This is a genomic window from Acinetobacter sp. 1124_18A (genome assembly GCF_052824995.1).
Genome location: NZ_VTDF01000006.1, coordinates 42,614 through 63,355 on the forward strand (window position 1 = coordinate 42,614; position 20,742 = coordinate 63,355).

Below are 20,742 nucleotides of genomic sequence, written 5' to 3' on the forward strand. Positions count from 1 at the left end.
TTGTGTTCAAGTGCATATTGTTTCATCAATTTTACAATCGAGCAGCTAATTCTGCTCCTTCTTTGATCGCACGCTTCGCATCTAGCTCTGCTGCGAGCTTTGCTCCACCAATAATATGGTAGTTCGCTATAGTCGACTCACCTTCTTTTGGCATCAAGTCTTTTACAGACTCTTGACCTGCACACACCACAACTGTGTCTACACGTAAAAGCTGATCTTGACCATTGTGCTCAATCCAAAGCCCTTCATCAGTGACTGCTTTATATTGCACACCACGTAACATACGCACGCCATGCTTTTTAAGCTGTGCACGGTGTACCCAACCTGAAGTCTTGCCAAGGCCAATTCCTAATGGCGTAGTCTTACGTTGCAGTAAATAAATCTGGCGAACAGGAAGTTCAACTACTGGTGGCTGCATACCACCTTCAGAAACATAATTCGGATCTGGGTCTACACCCCATTCACGTTGCCATTCAGCTAAAGGTTGAGGCTGTGGTTGATGTGGAGGTTTAAGTAAAAACTCAGATACATCAAAACCAATACCACCTGCCCCATTCACTGCAACTTTTTGTCCAACTTCTGCACCTTTTAAAACTTGAGCATAAGAAAGAACTTGTGGTGCATTGCTTCCTTCAATTTTTAATGCGCGAGGGATTACACCAGTTGCAACAATCACTTCATCAAAACCTTCGCGTTCAAGCTGCTCACGATTCACGCGAGTATTTAAACGTACATCCACCCCTGTTTTTTCGAGTTGTACTTTGAAGTAGCGAATCGTTTCGTGGAATTCTTCTTTACCCGGCACAACTTTGGCAAAGTTAAATTGACCACCTACATCTGAAGTTGCTTCAAATAGTGTCACTGCATGGCCACGGCTTGCCGCAACAGTTGCCGCGGACATTCCCGCTACACCGCCACCTACAACAGCAATACGTTTAGGCTGTTTGGTTTTTAAATAAACCAGTTCTGTTTCATGACCTGCACGCGGGTTAACTAAACAAGACACGCGCTTATTTTTAAAAGCATGGTCTAAACACGCTTGGTTACAAGCAATACAGGTATTAATTTCATCAACGCGGTTAGTCGCTGTTTTGTTTACCCAAAAAGCATCGGCCAATAATGGACGTGCCATTTGAACCATATCTGCTTTGCCAGTTGCCAAAATCTCTTCGGCAGTTTCAGGCATGTTAATACGGTTTGAAGCAATAATCGGAATAGAAATATGCTGTTTTACATGCGCCGTGTAATCGACAAAAGCTGCACGAGGCACAGACGTTACAATGGTCGGTACACGCGCTTCATGCCAGCCAATGCCGGTATTTAATAAAGTTACACCCGCTTTTTCTAAAGCTTTCGCAACAGTCACCACTTCTTGCATGGTGTTACCATCATGCACAAGGTCGAGTAAAGACAAGCGGAAACAAATAATAAATTTCTCACCAACTTTGGCGCGAATCGCTTTAACAATCTCAACTGGAAAACGCATACGGTTTTCAATTTCACCGCCCCAACGGTCAGAACGTTGGTTCACGTGGCTACTTAAAAACTGGTTAATTAAATAACCTTCCGAGCCCATAATTTCGACACCGTCATAGCCTGCTTTTTTGGCAATGTCAGCACACTGAGCGTAATCTTCAATTGTACTGAGAATATTTTTTTCAGAAAGCTGACGTGGTTTAAATGGCGAAATTGGAGATTTAATGGCTGTTGAAGACACAACAAACGGTTGGTAACCATATCTGCCCGCATGCAAAATCTGCATTAAGATTTTAGAGCCATGTTTATGGACAGCATGGGTTACTAAACGGTGCTGAGGAACATCAAATAGACTGTTCATGGTTCCGCCAGCAGGTGCTAACCACCCTTGACGGTTCGGTGAAATACCGCCAGTCACAATCAGGCCAACCCCACCTTTGGCACGCTCTTCAAAATAAGCAGCCAGTTTAGGGTAATTATAGAAACGGTCTTCTAAGCCCGTATGCATGGATCCCATCACCACACGGTTTTTAATAGTGGTAAAGCCTAAATGTAATGGTTTTAATAGATTGGCGTAACTTGTCATGCTGCGTCCCAATAGTTTTTTGCAACTTGTTGCATAGTACTTTAATACTTTTTTAGTAATTTTGGATGACCCAGTAAAGAAATTTATCGGAGCTTATGGTCAATCCATCAAAACCACTCCTATTACTTTTATTTAATGACACTAAGGAAATCAGGCTCTTTTTCCCATTTATATAATAAGCACAGCATAATCACACCAAGAATAGTTCCAATTGGGAATGCAAAAAGTAAAAATACCGTTAAGAAAAGTGAAATATATCTAGAATTTTTTGAGCCATCTAAAACTCTTTTAGCAGCATATAGATGAAGCCCAATCACAACCGCTTTTCCAGTAACTCCACCGAATAAATAAGTAGAGGTTGAGCCACTGATTGCCATATAATGGTAAATCATATAAATCACGTCGAGCGCGGTGATCGCAGCCACAACATAGTGTGCACGCGATAAGCCAAAATTTTTCTTCATATTTATCCTATTTTCTTTTTAAGTCATTAAAAGTCTTTTCTTATTTGGAATAACAATACTTCATTCCCCCTTCCCATTCTATAAATACGCTTAGATTTTTTATGAAATTAAAACTTCAAATCAGAACAAGTGAATTAATGCTTTTTTTGCCAAAAAAAGCACCATGAATAGTGCTACAATAGCCGCCATTCAGAATTCTCGAGACCACCTACACGGGGTCTTTTTTATAAATGTTAGGATTAGCAATGACTGATAATGCAACTATCTTGCAGCATGTACCAGTAGGCAAAAAAGTTGGGATTGCCTTCTCCGGAGGCCTAGACACTTCAGCTGCTCTATTGTGGATGAAACAAAAAGGCGCAGAGCCTTATGCATACACTGCAAACTTAGGCCAGCCTGATGAAGATGACTACGATGCAATTCCAAAGAAAGCAGAACAATACGGCGCTGTAAAAGCTCGCTTAATTGACTGCCGCTTACAACTTGCGCTCGAAGGTATTGCTGCAATTCAGTGTGGTGCATTCCATATCAGTACAGGTGGTGTTCCTTATTTCAATACGACTCCATTGGGTCGTGCAGTAACAGGCACAATGTTAGTTACTGCAATGAAAGAAGATGACGTAAACATCTGGGGTGACGGTTCAACTTATAAAGGTAACGATATTGAACGTTTCTATCGTTATGGTTTGTTGACCAACCCGAATCTTAAAATTTACAAACCTTGGTTAGATCAAAACTTCATCGATGAACTCGGTGGCCGTGCTGAAATGTCACAGTTCCTGATCGACAACGGTTTTGACTATAAAATGTCAAAAGAAAAAGCGTATTCAACTGACTCAAACATGTTGGGTGCAACTCACGAAGCAAAAGATCTTGAATACTTAAATGCTGGTATCAAAATCGTTGACCCAATTATGGGCGTTGCTTTCTGGAAAGATGAAGTTGAAATCAAACCAGAAGAAGTGACTGTACGCTTTGAAGAAGGTGTGCCTGTTGCATTGAACGGTCAAACTTTTGACAATCCGGTTGAGCTTATTCTTGAAGCAAACCGTATTGGTGGCCGTCATGGTCTAGGTATGTCTGACCAAATCGAAAACCGTATTATCGAAGCAAAATCTCGTGGTATTTATGAAGCACCAGGTATGGCCCTTCTTCATATTGCTTATGAGCGTTTGGTTACTGGTATTCACAACGAAGATACCATCGAACAATACCGCATTAACGGTTTACGTTTAGGTCGTTTACTTTACCAAGGTCGTTGGTTCGACTCTCAAGCGCTTATGTTGCGTGAAACTGCACAGCGTTGGGTTGCTAAAGCAGTTACTGGTGAAGTTACTCTTGAACTTCGTCGTGGTAATGACTACACCATCATGAACACTGAATCTCCGAACTTAACGTACGAAGCTGAACGTTTAACAATGGAAAAAGGCGATTCAATGTTCTCGCCTATGGACCGTATTGGTCAGTTGACTATGCGTAACCTCGACATTACCGATACACGTGCAAAACTTGGTATCTATACAGATGCTGGCTTGCTTTCAATCGGTCAAGGTTCTGCTATACCACAATTAGATAGCAAGAAAAAATAATTTTCTTAGCTCATAAAAAAGCCACCTTTGTAGGTGGCTTTTTTATTTGAATGCTTTTACTTAAGCAATTTCTGGTAACTGCAAAGGTTGATAATAAATCTGATTACGTCCAAGCTGCTTAGCTCGATATAAAGCTTGATCGGCAGCATGAATTAAATTTTCCTGAGTGACTTTTAAGCCTTCTGTGTAAACAGTAAAGCCTAAACTAATGGTGACCTGCTTAGAAACCAAAGATGCAGCGTGAGGAATCGCTTGACGCTCAATGGCCTTATAAATATTGGCAGCCACAGCATAGGCACCTTGAGCGGGTGTTTTCGGTAAAAGAACGACAAACTCTTCTCCGCCATAACGGGCAACAAAATCAACATGTCGAATCGAATTTTTAATTGCAGAAGCAATAGATGAGATGACTTTGTCCCCCATCTGATGTCCATAAAAGTCGTTATAATTTTTAAAAAAATCGATATCAATAAATAAAACGGCCAATGGGCGCTGTTCTTGCTTTGCCCGATAGTAAAAGAAGTCGAACATTTCATCAAAAGTACGTCGATTAGGAATTTTAGTAAGCGCATCTTGCTGACTTAAATGAAGCAATTCAGATGCCTCAATACGTAGAATCTGCTCGTTAAGTTCAGCAAGCTGATTATTTAAAAAAAGGCTTCTTTCTCTAGATGTGAGCATCGTGCTAATTGAAAAACCTAAAATACAGCTACCAAACAACGCCCTTCCCAAAGCAATATAATCACAATTCGCTTGCAATAATAACAATAGAGAAAAAACAGAAATCGCTGCGATCAAACCTACATAAAGCATATGCAAAGGCTTTATACCGCTCAAAATAAAACCAAGCATATATAGAAAAGAAAGCAGTAACATCGACTGATTTTTAAGGGCGGCATTTCCGACACTAAGAAGCAACATTGCATTGATAATTATGGTAAAAAAAATAATAACGCATGCGGCAATATAAAAATAATCGGTGAGTTTCTTAAACTTTGCAAAAACCCAAAATAGCAGTAGCGCACCTGCAATATTAATTGCACTTAATATGCAGTAAATAAAATCCCAAGTGATGTAAGGTACACCTATCACCAAATAGTCAGTAGGTAGCGCTAGCAAAATAAAAATGAGATAGGTTAAAACACCACTTGCTAAAAACTTAGAGATATTTTGTTTGGTTCTTTCAAGATTTAAATGCCAGAACTTTTTTTCTAATTGATGAGGCAAAGGTGTATTGGCATAACGATGAGTATGTAGAGTTACCAGATATTCTATTTCTTCTTTTGCTTTGAGTAATTCATGTACATTCCCCCTATTTACCACTACTCAATTCCTAGCTCTTACACATTAACAAAATATAACATTATTTTTTAAGGCCTCTTGCGCTTTATTTTGCCATTTGTCCGTAATTCTCGTTACCATTTTCACACTTTATCGATTATCATTTGTTTTATTTCGAAGTTTGAACTGCCTTGAACTCTATTACCCTGCTCCAGCCAGATGACTGGCATGCACATTTACGTGATGGTTTAGCATTAAAACGTACCGTACCCGATTTGGCTAAACAATTTGCTCGCGCAATCTGTATGCCAAACCTTGTTCCGCCAGTAAAAACTGTGGAAGAAGCATTAGCTTACCGTGAACGTATTCTTGCTCACGTTCCAGAGGGTCTCAATTTTGACCCGCGTATGGTGCTTTATTTTACTGACTTCACCTCACCAGACGAAGTTCGTAAAATTAAAGAATCTGGACATGTAAATGCAATTAAACTTTATCCAGCTGGCGCAACCACCAATTCTGATAATGGTGTGAGTGATATCCGTAAAGTTTATGCGGTTATTGAGCAATTAGAAGAGCATCAAGTGCCGTTATTACTTCATGGTGAAGTGACTCATAACCACGTCGATATTTTTGACCGTGAAAAACGTTTCCTTGACGAAGTACTCAACCCGCTTTTAAAACAGTTTCCAAAACTTAAAGTGGTACTTGAGCACATTACGACAAGCGATGCTGCTCATTTTGTTTTAGAACATGACCGTAATGTTGCTGCAACAATCACGCCTCAGCATTTATTGTTTAACCGTAATGACATGCTGGTCGGTGGTATTAAACCGCATTTTTATTGTTTACCAATTTTAAAGCGCCAAACACACCAGACAACTTTGCTTGAAGTTGCAACGAGTGGTAACCCTAAATTTTTCTTGGGTACAGACAGTGCGCCGCACTCGCAAGATGCAAAAGAAAATGCGTGTGGCTGTGCAGGCTGTTATAGTGCACCTAATGCAATTGAACTTTATGCTCAAGCATTTGACCAAGTAGGTAAATTAGAACGCCTAGAAGGTTTCGCTAGCCATTTTGGTGCGGACTTCTACGGTCTACCACGTAATACTTCTACCATTACCTTGGTAAAAGAAGATAACCTTGTACCAGAATCTTTTGATTATTTAGATGATCAAAAAATTATCCCGCTGCATGCCGGGAAAACGCTGCAATGGAGAAAAGTGTGACACAAGAAACCTCTGTCCCGGTCATTGGCCAACGTTTTCGTGGCTTCTTACCTGTTGTTGTTGACGTTGAAACGGCAGGTTTTAATGCCCAGACAGATGCATTGCTAGAAATTGCGTGCATTCCAATTGTGTATGATGCTCAGGGACAATTTGTCCCTGGTCCAGCATTCCATGCACATATTAACCCATTTGAAGGGGCTAACCTCGACCGCCGTTCGCTAGACTTTATTGGTATTGACCCATTCAACCCAATGCGTATGGCAATGGCTGAAGATGAACGGACTGCATTACGCCGTATTTTTAAATCAGTAAATGAAGTTCGTAAACAACAACATTGTACCCATGCAGTGTTGGTTGGTCATAACGCCCATTTTGATCTTGGTTTTGTTCAAGCAGCGATTGCACGTACAAGCACAAAAAATCAGAACCCATTTCATAGTTTTTCAGTGATGGATACAGTTACTTTAAGTGCTGTTATGTTTGGACAAACTGTCCTTGCCAAAGCCTGTATTCAAGCTGGAATTGAGTTCGATGGTAAAGAAGCACACTCTGCTTTATACGATACTCAGAAGACTGCTGAACTGTTTTGCTATATTTTGAACAAACTATCTCCTTACCTACTTGACAGTTTGATGGCGGCTTCTTAAGATACCGCCATCCTCAACGTCCCTATCGTCTAGAGGCCTAGGACATCGCCCTTTCACGGCGGTAACCGGGGTTCGAATCCCCGTAGGGACGCCAATTTCTTTTATAAGAAATTCATTTCATAATCAGATCATTTAAATTACATTATCTCACTTCAAATTTTATCCATGAGATAACTTAGTATTTTTCAAAATTTAAGATTTCAAATTTACTTCATCAATATGTTGTGAAGGTTGTATTGTTGGCTCATCTCTTTCAACAATTATTGCATCAGCGACAAACTTTGTTCTTGTTTCACTTGAGTTTGGTTCTATTGAAACTTGTGGTAATGAAACGGACGAAATTTTAAAATCAGCATGTATCTGTGTAAGCTCTGGTGTTCTTTTATAACGTATAACTTTAAAACCAGCTTCACGAATTAAAGCATCTCGTTCTGCATCTAAGTCTTCTTTTCCTTTATGGCTAGAATCATCTAATTCAACAATAGCAACAATATTGAATGATTTATCTAATACGGCAAAATCAGCTACTTTCCGATTAAATAGATTACGTGTTGCGTATCCTTGTGCAGTCATAAAAGCGCTAAAAGCAACTTGTGCCAAAATAATATGTTCAGGTAAAGCTTCTTTTAGCTTCATAAATGTCGGTTGTTCATTCATGGTAATGATACGTTTTCCTTTGATTGGATTACGCTTTCCATTTCCACCTTTACTTTCCCCTTTCTTTAAAGTACTTAAAATTGCCAATATAATTATGACCAACAAAAACATGCCAATAAGCATAGACATTAAACTTCCCCTTGATAAAAGTAAAAAACATCTTAATTTTCAAAAAATCTAATTTAAAACGATTAGCTATGAAATATTCAATTGATTTTAAAGCTATTGTTTATATATTTGATGCTCTATTTTAAACTGTAATTTATAATTATTTAAGCTCACCTGAGTATACTTTTTATTCTCATATTTCCAAATAAAATACACTTGTCTAGATTTATCCCTACTTTTGTATTCCTTTTACACGCAGTTACATTATAATAATTCTTATTTTTATACTGATATTTATTATCAAACAGGTTTTAAATGGATCTTAAGCTTCGCCTCCTCTCCCTGAGCATTGCTCAATTCTGCTGTTTATCACCTGCTTTTGCAGAAACAGATCATTCTTCAACTACTCTTGCGACGATTAAAATTAAAGCTCAACAGGCTTCTGACCAAACTTACAAAGTCGATAGCTCGAGTAGCGCAACACGTAGTGAAGTCGCATTAAAAGACACTCCACAATCAGTTAGTGTGGTGACTCAAAAAGTAATTGAAGATATTGGTGCGACACGCTTAATTGAAGCTCTTGATTTGGCGGGTGGTGTTGGACGAGCGAATAACTTTGGTGGTCAAGGCTTAACTGGTTTTAACCTTCGTGGTTTCACCAGTGGTGAGTTTTACCGTAACGGCTTCCCCATTAACCGTGGCTATCCAAATGCGCCAGACAGCAACACGATTGAACGTATAGACGTTTTACGTGGCCCCTCTTCTAGCTTATATGGTCGTGGTGATCCAGGCGGTACTTTTAATTTAATTTCAAAAACACCAACGTCTGAGCAACAAACAACATTAGGCGCTCAGCTTAACAGTGAAGGTTTATACCGCACCACTGTAGACACTACAGGCACCATTCCAAATGCAGAAAATATCGGTTATCGCCTAAATGTGATTGCAGAAGGTGGTGATAGTTATCGAGACAATGTCGAATCTAAACGTTATGGAATTGCACCTGTTATTCAATGGCAAGCGACTGATGCAACTAAAGTAACCTTTGAAGCCGATATTTTACGCAATCAGCATCCGCTTGATCGTGGGCATACGCGTTATCCTGCACAGAAGTCTTTTAATAGTTCACCAGAAACCTATTTGTGGGAAACAGGTAAATATAACAACCGAATCTACAATGATAATAATATGACTCAATTACGAGTTGAACATGACCTTGGAAATGACTGGAAGCTTAATGCGGGTGTGCAATATTTAAATGGCAAATTACATGGCTATGCCGTAGAAGCAAATGGAATTCAGTCTGATGGAGAAACACTCGAAAGAAATTACAACTATCGCGAATTAAAATGGCAAGACACTGATGCACAAATTAACCTAACAGGTAATTTCCAACTTTTAGGTTTAGCACATACCTTGGTGACTGGACTCGAATACGAAAACTATGATTACAAGTCATACATTATTCGTTCAGATCTAAAGTCAAATAAATACCCAATTAATATTTATAATCCTGTTTTAGGCCAACCTCTACCTGAGCTTAAAAATGTTACTACCCATGATCGTGAAAATTTAAAAACAACTGCCCTTTTTGTACAAGACCAAATCGATTTAAATGAACGTTTAAGTGCTTTATTGGGTTTACGCTTTGAGCACTATGAGCATGACTATAAAAACCTATTACCAAATACTGCAAACTGGAATACTAGTCATGATGCCTTTATTCCCCGTTTAGGGTTGGTTTTTAAAGCCCGTGATGATCTTTCAATCTATAGTAATGCCGCAAAATCGTTTAAACCAAATGCTGGTGCAAATTATAGCGGCGAAGGCTTTGACCCTGAAGAAGGTATGGCTTACGAGTTAGGTTTTAAATGGCAAGCGTTAGACAATATGCTATCGGTTGACTCTGCTATTTTTTATGCTGAAAAAGAAAATGTCTTAACGGACGATCCTTTATATCCAAATCAAAATAAAAAAGTTGCTGCTGGTGAAGTCCGTAGTCGTGGTATTGAGCTAAATATTGCAGGTCAGATTACACCTGCTTGGAAAATTATTGGTGGATATGCATATACAGATGCTGAAGTGACTAAAGACAATACTTTGCAAAAAGGAACGTCTTTAGCCAATATTCCAAAGAATAGTTTTAACCTTTTAAATATTTATGAGTTTCAGGGTGGAGCTTTACAAGGTTTAGGTCTAGGGGTTAATCAAAAATATATTGATAAGCGTGCAGGCCAAACAGCAAATAGTACCTACACCATGAAAGGTTATGCAGTTACCGACTTAGTTTCTTACTATCAAGCAACACCAAAACTTCGTCTTAACTTAGATTTGAAGAATATTTTTGATAAAGTTTATGATGAAAGTGCCTTTAATTTATATGCATACCCAGGCGAACCGCGTACTGTTCAGTTTGGTATGAGCTATACGTTCTAAAATAAATGCGCCATTTCAGCTTTTGAAATGGCGCATCGGATTTATGCAGATTTACGTGAATTCACGCGACCTTTTACCACAGCTGTAATATTGCCTTTGGCATAATTTAAAAAGACGACTAGTGGTGAAAGTTTCGGATTTGGCTTTTTGCCTTTACCAATGGTTTTAAATTGAGCGGCATACCAAATAATTTCCATGATTGCCATTTTGTCGACAAAAGGTAGGCCTGTTTTAATTGGTTTTACTGCATAGCGTACGTCCTGCCCTGCAATTAAACGGTCTGTTAAATCAGTCTCAACTGCAAGCGGACGCGCAATACCAATAAAATCACAAGCCCCACTTGCGAGTGCTGCATTCATTCCTTCTACAGTACGGAATCCACCTGTCACCATGAGTTTACATTTAACATGTTGGCGGATCTTTTCAGCAAAATCTAAGAAATAAGCTTCACGCGCAATTGTACTTGTCTTGCGCTTGTCAGCTTTAGCCCCAGCCATGGCAGGTGCTTCATAGGTGCCGCCTGAAATCTCAATTAAATCAATACCAGCATCATCAACTGCTTTAAACACTGAAATTACATCTTCTTCAGTAATTCCACCACGTTGGAAATCGGCAGAATTCAGTTTGACTGAAATAATAAAATTCTCTGAGGTTGCTTCGCGAACAGCCTTATAAACTTCTAATAAAAAGCGGGTACGGTTTTCAACTGAACCACCCCATTGGTCGGTACGCTTATTCGTTAAAGGTGATAAGAACTGGCTAATCAAATACCCATGCGCACCGTGTAATTGCACTCCTTCAAAACCTGCTTTTTCACAAATACGAGCAGCGGTTGCAAATCGATTAACGATATCTAGAATTTCATCATGAGTTAATTCACGTGGCGTTCCAAACATGGTTGCTAAAGCGGGGCTAAAAGGTACTGCCGATGGTGCAACAGTTTCTTTATTTAAACCTTTTGGACACTGACGACCTGGGTGCGACAATTGAATTAACTGCACCATGCCATATTTTTTACCTAAGGCCGCCCACTCTTTTAAGCGATCTAGGTCACGTTCAGTTTCAATAATCACAACGCCTGGTTCATTTTTTGCTCCGGCATTTACCATGACATTGCCCGTAATGGCACAGCCAAGTTCACCTTTTGCCCAAGCACCATATAAGCCCAAATGTAAATCATTTGGTTGGCCTTCATAATTTGCAAGCGCCTCACTCATCGCACCTTTAATAATTCGGTTTTTAAAGGTGGTATTACGAATTGTGATGGGTTGAGCAATCTGGTTCATGGTTAACCTCTTTTTTTGATTTTTAGAGCAATTACTCTAATTTAAATGAGTTATTGAGCGTGTCAAGTCATAATCGATAACTGACAATAGCACATGTCAATTTTAAAGAATATAAAAATATGCAACTTTTTGCATAAGTAAAAAATTAAATTTATTCTATTAAAAACAAATAATTAAAATAAAATCTTAAAAAGATGCTCTAATTAACTGTCTGGTATATTCAGTTTGAGGCTTAGAAAATAGGAGTTCAGTTTCCTGATATTCAACAACTTTGGCATGACGTAATACCATCACTTTATGGCACAGTGATTTCACGATATTTAGATCATGACTAATAAAAATATAACTTAACTGCTCAGTTTGCTGTAATTGTCGCAACAACTTGATTATAGCTTTTTGCGTGGTCCGATCTAAGGCCGATGTAGGTTCATCCAAAATTAAAAGTTTCGGCTGAACCACCAAAGCTCTAGCTAAGGCCACACGTTGACGTTGGCCACCCGAAAGTTCATGAGGATAACGATGTTGAAAATCTTCAGCCAATTCAACTTTTATCAAGGCAGATTTAACTTGCTGAGTTACCTCTTTTTCATTCACAGCTTTTAGCTTTAATCCTTCAGCAATAATCTGCCCTACCGTCATACGTGGGTTTAAACTGCCAAATGGGTCTTGGAATACAAGTTGAAAATCTGATCTCATCAACCGTAGCACTTTTGACTGTAACTGATTCAAATCTTGCCCTAAAAAAACAATTTGCCCGTTACTCTGAATAAGCTGAACCAAAGCCAGGGCTAAAGATGACTTACCTGCACCACTTTCACCAACTACCCCAAGCGATTCACCTTGAGCAAGATCGAAACTCAAATCTTCTATTGCGGTGAAATATCCTTGAATGCGATTTAAAATTCCTTTTCTTATAGGAAATTGCACGCTGAGCTGTCGAACTGATAAAACGTTCTGCTGAGCAGGTCTAGACTCTATACGTCCAAAATCATGATCTAGTAACTGTGCTGTATAAGCTGTTTTAGGGTTTGCAAAGATTTGGCTCAGTTCACCTTGCTCTTCTACACGCCCACTTTGCAATACAATCAGTTTCTCAGCATAGCGATGTACTAAATTTAGATCATGACTAATTAAAATAAGTGCCATTCCATATTTTGCTTGTAAAGATTTTAGTAGCTCTAAAATCTGAATCTGTAAAACCATATCCAACGCAGTAGTAGGCTCATCAGCAATTAAAACTTTAGGCTGAAGTGCCAAAGTCATCGCAATCATGACACGTTGTTTTTGTCCACCAGAGAGCTCATGTGGATAGCGTTTTAAAATTTGTTCTGGTTCAACAATTCCCACATCTTTTAGTAGCTCAACTATTTGTTGTCGAACTTCAAGTTTTGAAAAACCTGATAAAAGAAGATTTTCCCCTATAACTTTTTCAACCCGATGTAGCGGATTTAACGCAGTAGCAGGTTCCTGAAAAATCATAGCGATTTGACGACCACGTAAACATACTTGAGCTTTCTCATTTAACTCAAGCATGTTTTGTGAACCAATCCAGACCTGACCCGTTACTTCTAATTTTTCTTGTAGCAACCCCATTATTGCTAAGCAGCTCATCGATTTACCTGAACCACTTTCACCCACAATAGCGAGTGTTTCCCCTTCGCTTAAGTAAAAATTTAGATCTTCTAATAAAATCTTTTGGTCTTTGGTTTGAACTGAAAGATGTTCTACCTTCAATAATATTGAGGCGGTATTTAAACTATTTTCTTGGGTCAAACGCATCACGGGCCGCCTCCCCAATATAAATTAAAAGTGAAAGAACAATAGCCAGACTAAAAAAGCCTGAAACTGCCAGCCATGGCGCATCTAAATTATTTTTCCCTTGTAGCAATAACTCGCCTAATGAAGCTGCATCGGGCGGCAGTCCATACCCTAAAAAATCAAGAGCGGTTAAAGCGCTAATATTAGTCGTTAAAATAAAAGGTAACTGAGACAAACTCGAACTGATCGCATTGGGCAAAATATGCTTAAAAATAATAGCGCGATCAGTCACTCCCAAAACTTGGGCTGCACGAACATAATCCAAATGGCGAGCTTTCAAAAATTCTGCTCTGACAATACCCACCAAAACGGTCCAGCCGAAAAATAGCATAATGAAAAATAGCCAATATACATTTGGAACAAACATACTGACTAAAATCATGACCATAAAAAGCATAGGTAAGCCATTCCAGACCTCAACTAAACGTTGTCCTAATAAATCTACCCAACCGCCATAGTAACCTTGAATAGCACCCACGGTAATTCCAAATAAAGCGGAACAAAAGGTTAAGGCTAAACCGAAAAGTAACGATACTCTTAAACCATAAAGAATGCGGGCGAAAACATCCCTTCCCTGATCATCTGTTCCCAACCAGTTTTGCTTGGAAGGCGGTGACGGCACAGGAACTGCCAAATCTAAATTGGGCGTTTGATATGAAAATTGAATGAGGGGCCAAACTGCCCATCCTTGAGCATGAATAAGTTCTTGCACAGCCGGATCTTTATAATCTGCTTCTGTTTCAAACACGCCACCAAACGTCGTTTCTGGATATGTCTTAAACACAGGCAAATAGTAAGAATCTTCATATTTCACCAGTAAGGGTTTATCGTTAGCAATCAACTCCGCAGCTAATGACAAAATCAAAATTAGACTAAATAAAATAAAGCTGGTCCAACCTAATTTATGTTGTCTAAAACGTTGTAACCGTGTCCGCACAATCAAAGACATTATTTGCCTCCTTGTGCGTCAAAGTGAACCCGAGGATCAATCCATTGGTACAAGACATCACAAATGAGACGTAAAATTAGACTAAATAAAGTAAAGAAAAATAAAACCCCAAAAATAACAGGATAATCACGCTGGACAAGGGCTTCAAAGCCCAGCAACCCCACCCCATCTAAATGAAATATAATTTCTACAAACAGGTTACCCACAAAGAAAATACCCGCTAACACTTCTGGCAAGCCTGCAAGCACAACTAAAATGGCATTACGAAATACATGCTTATATAAGACCTGTTGGCTATTCAAACCTTTTGCATAAGCAGCTAAAACATAGGGTTTATTGAGTTCTTCTAAAAATGAGTATTTAGTTAAATAGGTTAAACTGGCAAAACCGCCTAATACCATGGTAATCAGTGGCAAAGTCATATGCCATACATAATCGGTAACTTTGCCCCAAAGACTAAATTGATGAAAGTTATCTGATACTAGGTTTTGTAAGGGAAACCATTGAAAATAAGAGCCACCTGCAAAAAAAACAACCAGTAAAATGGCAAATACAAAACTTGGTACAGCATATCCCACCACAAGAACTAACGAGGTGGACCGATCAAACCACGAACCTTGTTGTCTTGCCTTTTTAATTCCCAGCGGAATAGAAATTAAATAAATTAGAAAAGTGCTTACCAATCCAAGTGAAATCGAAACAGGTATTTTTTCCCATAACAATTGCACGACTGGCTTATCTTTAAAAAAACTTTGTCCAAAATCTAAAGTTAAATAGCCTTTTAACATTAGAAAAAACCGTTCAGGGGCAGAACGATCAAAGCCGTACTGAGCCTTAATTTGTTCAACCATTTCGGGGCTTAAACCTTGAGCACCTTGATAATATGTTTCTGCACTTAATGCACGACCAATTCCCAAATCGCTTTGTGCCTGATGTATTGCTTGCTCAACTGGTCCACCCGGTGCAATTTGCACAACCACAAAGTTAATCAATAAAATGACAAACAATGTGGGAATCATTAAAAGAAGCCGCTTGAGAATATATGAACCCATATAACAGGATTTCCTTTATGGCAGGTGCTTTTTATTGTTGATGTAAATATTTAGCAACTGTTTTGGCTTTGTTTGCATCACTCCACCAATATTCTATCCCAGAAGAAAGTGCTGGTTTAACTTTAGGTTGTTGATACATATTCCAATAAGCATACCAGTTTTCACCTTTACCATAGGTCGGAATTTGATAATAACCAGCTCTCAGCAATCGATCGAGAATGCGAGTATAAATAATCTGTTGTTCACGGCTTTTACTTGCAACGAGTTTTAAAATCACTTGATCAATTATTGGGTTGCGAATCCCTGCATAGTTGTAATTCCCATCCTGCGTTGCGGCGATACTTCCCCAAAACTGTGTTTGTTCATTGCCCGGGTTTAGAGATTGCGGCAGATTCATTGTGGTCATATCAAAATCGTAACGACGAGTCCTTTCTAAATATTGCGGAGCATCGACCTGACGCAAATTAACTGCAATGCCTAACTTTTTTAGGTTACGAATAAAAGGTAAGAGTGTTCGCTGTTTCCCATCTTGCTGAATTAAAAATTCAAGCTGAACTTTATTTCCTTCTGGCGTAAATAATTGCCCATATTTAACTTTATAACCAGCCTGTATAAGTAATTGCCGTGCAGTTAATAAATTCTGACGGTTGAACCCACTCGCATCCGACACTGGATATTTCCAGTCGGCTAAAACACCTTGCTGCATGAGTGGAGATAACTTAGGCAATAACGGTTTTAACAACTCTAATTCAGTTTTTGAAGGTTGTCCCTTTGCTGCTAATTCACTATTTTCAAAATAACTTTGAAGACGTTGATATTGTCCATAAAACAAAGCTTTATTTTGCCATTCAAAGTCATAGGCATAGGTTAAGGCTTGTCTAAAACGAATATCATTTAAAGGTTTTCGTCTGGTGTTAAAAACATAACTTTCAGTGGCGATAGGATTGTGGTGACGAAATTTATATTGAGTAACAAGTCCCGCTTTTACGGCTGGAAAACGATAATCTGTTACCCATTTTTTAGGATTAGTTTCTTCATGCAAAGTGTATTGCCCAGATTTAAATCCTTCAAAAGCAATATCCCAATTTCGATAATAGACATATTTTAATCGGTCAAAATTGTAACGCCCCTTATTAATAGGCAAATCTTTTGCCCAATAATTTGGGTTTCTTTTATAACTAATACTTCTACCTGCATCAACTCGTTCAACTACATAAGGCCCCGAACCAATAATCGGCTGTAGGGTAATTCGGCTAAAATCTCTTTTTTGCCAATCTGCTTTTGAATAAATCGGTAAGGTTGCCAAAATGAATGGCATTTTAGGATTATGGGTAGACTTAAAACTAAACTTTACTTGATAGGCATTGATTACTTCTGTTTTTGCCAAATCAGCAAGGTACATCTGTAAACCTAAATTGGACTTCGTCTGATAGCCATCAAAACTAAATTTAACATCTGCCGCAGTGACTGGCTGTCCATTACTAAAACGAGCTTTAGGGTTTAAATAGAAAGTAACAGACTGCGTTTTTTCTGGGTCATAAGTAACTTTCTCGGCTAAAAGAGGATACAAAACCCCGACCTCATCTAGCGATTGGGTCATTAAGGTATCAAAAAGATAATTAACGCCTTCTGTCGCATTCCCCTTACCATTCATACTATTGAGGTTATCAAAAGTTCCTTGAGCTGCCTGACTTAACAGGCCACCTTTAGGGGCATTCGGGTTTGCATAAGGCATAGCCATCATTCCTAAATATTTAGGCTTGGAATGAATCGCTATATATGAGGTGGTTTGCTGCGCTGAAAAAACAACATGAGAAACGACACTGAGCCCGACTAGCAGGCTCAGTTGAAAATATAATTTATGCATAAGTTGCTAATTATTTTATAAATTAGGCACTTTAATAACATCACCAATGCGAAGCTGAGTAGAAGGTGTCAAATTATTCAGCTCAGCCAAGAAATTGGTTTCTAAACCATATTTGCTGGCAAGGCCAATTAATGTATCACCACGCTTCACTTTGTATTCCACAACAGTTTTTGGAATTACAATATTTTGGCCACGCTGTAAGTTAGCACTCGCTTTTAATGCATTCATTTCAGCAAGTTCACGCACTGAAATGCCTGCACGGCTTGCAATACTATTTAAAGACTCACCAGATTTCACAGTATATCTTTCAGTGTTTTTACCCGCTGCAACTGTTTTAGTTGAAGACTTGGTATCTACTTTAGCTGTTTCTACTGTAGGTACATCACCTGTAAGCTTTAAACGTTGCCCTACACGAACGCTACTAGTACGTGAAAGACCATTTAATGAAGCAAGGTAGTCCAATTGTAAGTGGTAACGGTTAGCAATATTACCTAAGCTATCACCAGATTTGACTGTATAAGTTTCTGGTGTTTCTTCTTTAGTATTTTTAGAAGGCTTAGTTGGTGCTTCTTCTTCAACTGTACCTGTGAGTTTTAAACGTTGGCCAGCACGCAACCCTGCACTACGAGACAGACCATTTAAGTCAGCCAAATAACCTGTTTGCAAGTTATATTTACTCGCAATCGCATTTAAGCTATCACCTGACTTTACAACGTATTGTTCAGGAACACTTAAGCCAGCTGGTACTTTTATAGTTTGACCAAGCTGCACATGACTATTTACTTTTAAGTTATTTAACTCGGCTAACTCAGCTAGGCTAATTTTTGATTTCGTTGCAATACTCGATAAAGTATCACCGCGCTGTACTTTATAGCCTTCTGTTTTATAAGAAATACTAGCAGCAGCCTTCTCAGATTTACTAGAAGTTTTAGTTTCAGCGACTTCATCTACAGAAATATCTTGTGTAGGCACATTAATTTTCTGGCCAGCCATCAAGTTACTGCCCGCAGATAAACCTGGCGTTAATTCAGCAAGTTCTTGATTAGAGAGCGCATAACGATCTGCAATCAATTTAAGGTATTCACCGCGCTTCACAGTATAACTTTTAGTTGCTATACGTTTTGCATTTGCTTGAACTGCTTTCGGCTCAGCTTTAGCACTTAAGCGACTATTCTTCGGCTCTTTTAACTGTAGCTTTTGCCCAACAAACAAGCCATCGGTCACTGATAAATCGTTATATTCAGCCAATTGTTTTACTGACAAATTAAACTGATTAGCAACACCGCTTAAACTGTCGTTAGCTTCAACGACATATACATCTGGTTTAGCTGTACTTTTCGAAGTAGTTTGAGTTTCTTGTGGTTTAGCATCATAAAGATAAAGCGTTGACCCTACATATAACGTCTTTTCAGGGTCAATCTGGTTCCACTTAGCAACATCGCGCCAGTTCACGCCGTTTTTCATTGCAATAACGGCTAACGTATCACCCGGTAAAACAGTATAGGTACTACGCTTGCCTTTAGGCTGTACAACCACTACATCGGTATCAGTCTTGATGTAAGGTTTATCTTTATTGCGCTGTCCATCTTCAGAGTTAGCTACACTTACATCTTCGGCTAAAGTTTTTGGATAAGCAAAACCTCTACTGACCTCTTTACCTTGTTGTTCTGCAACTGACTGGCTCGTCTGAATTGCAGTTAACCTAATTTTGCCATCATACGGATCGACAATTTCAGTTCCTTTAGGCGCGATTGCTTTTAATTCAGCAACGACTTGATCTTTTTCAGCTTGAGTTGCTTGCGGTTGTAAAGCTTGATCTACTGTCTCTTTTTCACCTTCAGCGCGAACTGCCGCTAAAATCTTTTCACGTTCAGAAGCCGAAATTGGTGGCTCCATCTTAACAGGCTTCGTAATGTTAGCTGCATTGGTCACAGCTACAGGAATACGCGGCGCACTTGGTACATCCGCTGATGCTGCAAAGGCAGCTAACGCATCAGAACCACGTGGTGTAGATTTTGAAGAAGCTGAACTTGCCTTCACTGGTGAAGATGGTTTAACTGGCTGAACTTGCGTTGTAGGCGTTGTTCTTGTTGTCACTGTAGTAGAAGGACTAACAGTTGTCGGTGTAGACGGTGAAGTTACATTTGCCCACCAACCTGAGCTACCACCCGACTTTTTCCCTTTTAATTTATTATCAATTGAAGGACTTAAATCTGCTGGAATCAAAATACGCATTGGACTCGCAGGGTCTACTGCTTCACCACGATATCCCGGGTTCAATGCATAAAGTTCTGCACGGCTTAATCCTGCTGTAGAAGCAATTTCATTTAAAGTTAAAGGTGCAGATAAAGTTATTTCACGGAAATGGGGTCTATTTGCAATAGGCGGTAGTTCTACGCCATAAGCCTTTGGATTTTTAATAATTTGAGCAACAGCTAAGAAACGTGGAACATAGTTCATTGTTTCTTGAGGTAATTTTAATGACCAATAGTCAGTTGGTAAACCAGCAGCTTGGTTACGGTTAATCGCCTGTTGAATACGTCCCGGACCAGCATTATAGGCCGCCAAAGCAAGTTCCCAAGAACCGAATTGATTATAAAGACTTCCTAAAAATTCATACGCTGCGCGAGTCGACTCAACAACATCTCGGCGCCCATCATACATACCAGTTTGCTTTAAGCCATAAATACGACCCGTGCTTGGAATAAACTGCCATAGCCCTGCTGCTGCTGCGCTACTTGTTGCAGCTGGGTCATAAGAACTTTCAATTACAGGTAATAACGCAAGTTCTGTCGGCAGTCCACGGCGTTCAGCCTCTTTAACTGTATGATACAAATAACGACTGGCACGAGCACTTAAGCGATCAAGGTAAGGCTGACGAGAAATAAACCAACTACGCTGAGCTTCAATACGGGAATCCCAATGATTCAAATCCATTTTGAAACCAACGGACATACGCTTCCAGACATCACCATGCTTTAAAATAAGCAGACGATCACCTTCTACAGCACGCATATCGGTTGCTGAAAGTAAGTCTTCCAAAGAGTCAAGACTACTTGCATCCAAATAACCTGCACCACTGACCTGTTTCGATTTTGAGGTTTTTGCAGTTTGCGGAGTCGATGAACAGCCTGTTGTAATACCCAACGCAGCTAAAGCAGAGCTAAGTACGGTAATTTTGAACAATGATGCCGCAGATGGCTGCCACACAAATGTGGTTGGTTTATACATAAAAACTTCCAAACAACTCGCGTAATATTTTTTGAGGTCTGCTCACAAACCCTAGGTCTTCGATGCCAT

At 39.2% G+C, this 20,742-nt stretch carries 14 protein-coding genes and 1 tRNA gene; 5 read left to right on the plus strand and 10 right to left on the minus strand.

The features are described 5' to 3' along the window. Positions 1-31 precede the first annotated feature (31 nt). Together FY048_RS13030 and FY048_RS13035 are read right to left on the minus strand one after the other, a co-directional pair. Positions 32-2,062, minus strand: a complete 2,031-nt coding sequence (locus tag FY048_RS13030; protein ID WP_446091429.1) for an oxidoreductase — start codon at positions 2,060-2,062, stop codon at positions 32-34. A 128-nt stretch (positions 2,063-2,190) separates the two neighbouring features. After that, a complete protein-coding gene (locus tag FY048_RS13035) occupies positions 2,191-2,526 on the minus strand; it encodes a hypothetical protein (RefSeq protein ID WP_005042104.1) in 336 nt (111 codons plus the stop codon). A gap of 230 nt (positions 2,527-2,756) precedes the next feature. On the opposite strand from FY048_RS13035, the gene argG reads away from it, so the two are divergent. Then, positions 2,757-4,115, plus strand: coding sequence for an argininosuccinate synthase (gene argG, locus FY048_RS13040; protein WP_080547616.1), 1,359 nt, complete (start codon positions 2,757-2,759; stop codon positions 4,113-4,115). A 60-nt stretch (positions 4,116-4,175) separates the two neighbouring features. Here the strand turns inward: argG and FY048_RS13045 are convergent, their stop codons facing one another. After that, a complete protein-coding gene (locus FY048_RS13045) occupies positions 4,176-5,438 on the minus strand; it encodes a diguanylate cyclase (protein ID WP_446091430.1) in 1,263 nt (420 codons plus the stop codon). Positions 5,439-5,587: 149 nt separating this feature from the next. Between FY048_RS13045 and pyrC the strand changes: the two genes are divergently transcribed. The 3 genes from pyrC to FY048_RS13060 all read left to right on the plus strand — a co-directional run bounded on the left by pyrC (position 5,588) and on the right by FY048_RS13060 (position 7,363). Further along, complete coding sequence (pyrC, locus tag FY048_RS13050; RefSeq protein ID WP_004641891.1) at positions 5,588-6,622, plus strand: dihydroorotase; 1,035 nt, start codon at positions 5,588-5,590, stop codon at positions 6,620-6,622. Beyond that, a complete protein-coding gene (gene rnt, locus FY048_RS13055) occupies positions 6,607-7,269 on the plus strand; it encodes a ribonuclease T (protein WP_446091431.1) in 663 nt (220 codons plus the stop codon). The genes pyrC and rnt overlap by 16 nt, the downstream gene beginning before the upstream one ends. A gap of 18 nt (positions 7,270-7,287) precedes the next feature. After that, a tRNA-Glu gene (locus FY048_RS13060) sits at positions 7,288-7,363 on the plus strand. A gap of 98 nt (positions 7,364-7,461) precedes the next feature. On the opposite strand, the gene FY048_RS13065 is transcribed toward FY048_RS13060, so the two are convergent. Then, positions 7,462-8,055 carry a DUF2726 domain-containing protein gene (locus tag FY048_RS13065; RefSeq protein WP_446091432.1) on the minus strand — a complete coding sequence of 198 codons (594 nt, stop codon included), beginning with the start codon at positions 8,053-8,055 and terminating at the stop codon, positions 7,462-7,464. A 294-nt stretch (positions 8,056-8,349) separates the two neighbouring features. Here FY048_RS13065 and FY048_RS13070 point away from each other — a divergent pair, with 294 nt between their 5' ends. Beyond that, positions 8,350-10,470, plus strand: coding sequence for a TonB-dependent siderophore receptor (locus tag FY048_RS13070; RefSeq protein ID WP_446091433.1), 2,121 nt, complete (start codon positions 8,350-8,352; stop codon positions 10,468-10,470). Positions 10,471-10,511: 41 nt separating this feature from the next. Here the strand turns inward: FY048_RS13070 and FY048_RS13075 are convergent, their stop codons facing one another. The 6 genes from FY048_RS13075 to FY048_RS13100 form a co-directional block, all read right to left on the minus strand. Further along, complete coding sequence (locus tag FY048_RS13075; RefSeq protein ID WP_446091434.1) at positions 10,512-11,756, minus strand: NADH:flavin oxidoreductase/NADH oxidase family protein; 1,245 nt, start codon at positions 11,754-11,756, stop codon at positions 10,512-10,514. Positions 11,757-11,942: 186 nt separating this feature from the next. Next, a complete protein-coding gene (locus tag FY048_RS13080) occupies positions 11,943-13,538 on the minus strand; it encodes an ABC transporter ATP-binding protein (protein WP_446091435.1) in 1,596 nt (531 codons plus the stop codon). Continuing rightward, on the minus strand, positions 13,513-14,523 hold the full coding sequence (locus FY048_RS13085; protein ID WP_446091436.1) for an ABC transporter permease: 1,011 nt from the start codon (positions 14,521-14,523) through the stop codon (positions 13,513-13,515). Before FY048_RS13085 ends, FY048_RS13080 begins: the two co-directional genes overlap by 26 nt. Beyond that, on the minus strand, positions 14,523-15,575 hold the full coding sequence (locus FY048_RS13090; protein ID WP_446091437.1) for a microcin C ABC transporter permease YejB: 1,053 nt from the start codon (positions 15,573-15,575) through the stop codon (positions 14,523-14,525). The genes FY048_RS13085 and FY048_RS13090 overlap by 1 nt, the downstream gene beginning before the upstream one ends. A gap of 31 nt (positions 15,576-15,606) precedes the next feature. Next, positions 15,607-17,442: an extracellular solute-binding protein gene (locus FY048_RS13095; protein ID WP_446091438.1), complete on the minus strand. Its 1,836-nt coding sequence runs from the start codon at positions 17,440-17,442 to the stop codon at positions 15,607-15,609. A gap of 15 nt (positions 17,443-17,457) precedes the next feature. Further along, positions 17,458-20,673 (minus strand): LysM peptidoglycan-binding domain-containing protein, encoded by a 3,216-nt coding sequence (locus FY048_RS13100; RefSeq protein WP_446091439.1) that lies wholly within the window; start codon positions 20,671-20,673, stop codon positions 17,458-17,460. Positions 20,674-20,742 lie beyond the last annotated feature (69 nt).

Coding starts and splice junctions, on each gene's coding strand:
- FY048_RS13090 (WP_446091437.1), bottom strand. CDS start 15,575: ATGGGTTCATATATTCTCAAGCGGCTTCTTTTAATGATTCCCACATTG.
- FY048_RS13085 (WP_446091436.1), bottom strand. CDS start 14,523: ATGTCTTTGATTGTGCGGACACGGTTACAACGTTTTAGACAACATAAA.
- FY048_RS13065 (WP_446091432.1), bottom strand. CDS start 8,055: ATGTCTATGCTTATTGGCATGTTTTTGTTGGTCATAATTATATTGGCA.
- FY048_RS13100 (WP_446091439.1), bottom strand. CDS start 20,673: ATGTATAAACCAACCACATTTGTGTGGCAGCCATCTGCGGCATCATTG.
- FY048_RS13030 (WP_446091429.1), bottom strand. CDS start 2,062: ATGACAAGTTACGCCAATCTATTAAAACCATTACATTTAGGCTTTACC.
- FY048_RS13075 (WP_446091434.1), bottom strand. CDS start 11,756: ATGAACCAGATTGCTCAACCCATCACAATTCGTAATACCACCTTTAAA.
- argG (WP_080547616.1), top strand. CDS start 2,757: ATGTTAGGATTAGCAATGACTGATAATGCAACTATCTTGCAGCATGTA.
- FY048_RS13035 (WP_005042104.1), bottom strand. CDS start 2,526: ATGAAGAAAAATTTTGGCTTATCGCGTGCACACTATGTTGTGGCTGCG.
- FY048_RS13095 (WP_446091438.1), bottom strand. CDS start 17,442: ATGCATAAATTATATTTTCAACTGAGCCTGCTAGTCGGGCTCAGTGTC.
- rnt (WP_446091431.1), top strand. CDS start 6,607: ATGGAGAAAAGTGTGACACAAGAAACCTCTGTCCCGGTCATTGGCCAA.
- FY048_RS13070 (WP_446091433.1), top strand. CDS start 8,350: ATGGATCTTAAGCTTCGCCTCCTCTCCCTGAGCATTGCTCAATTCTGC.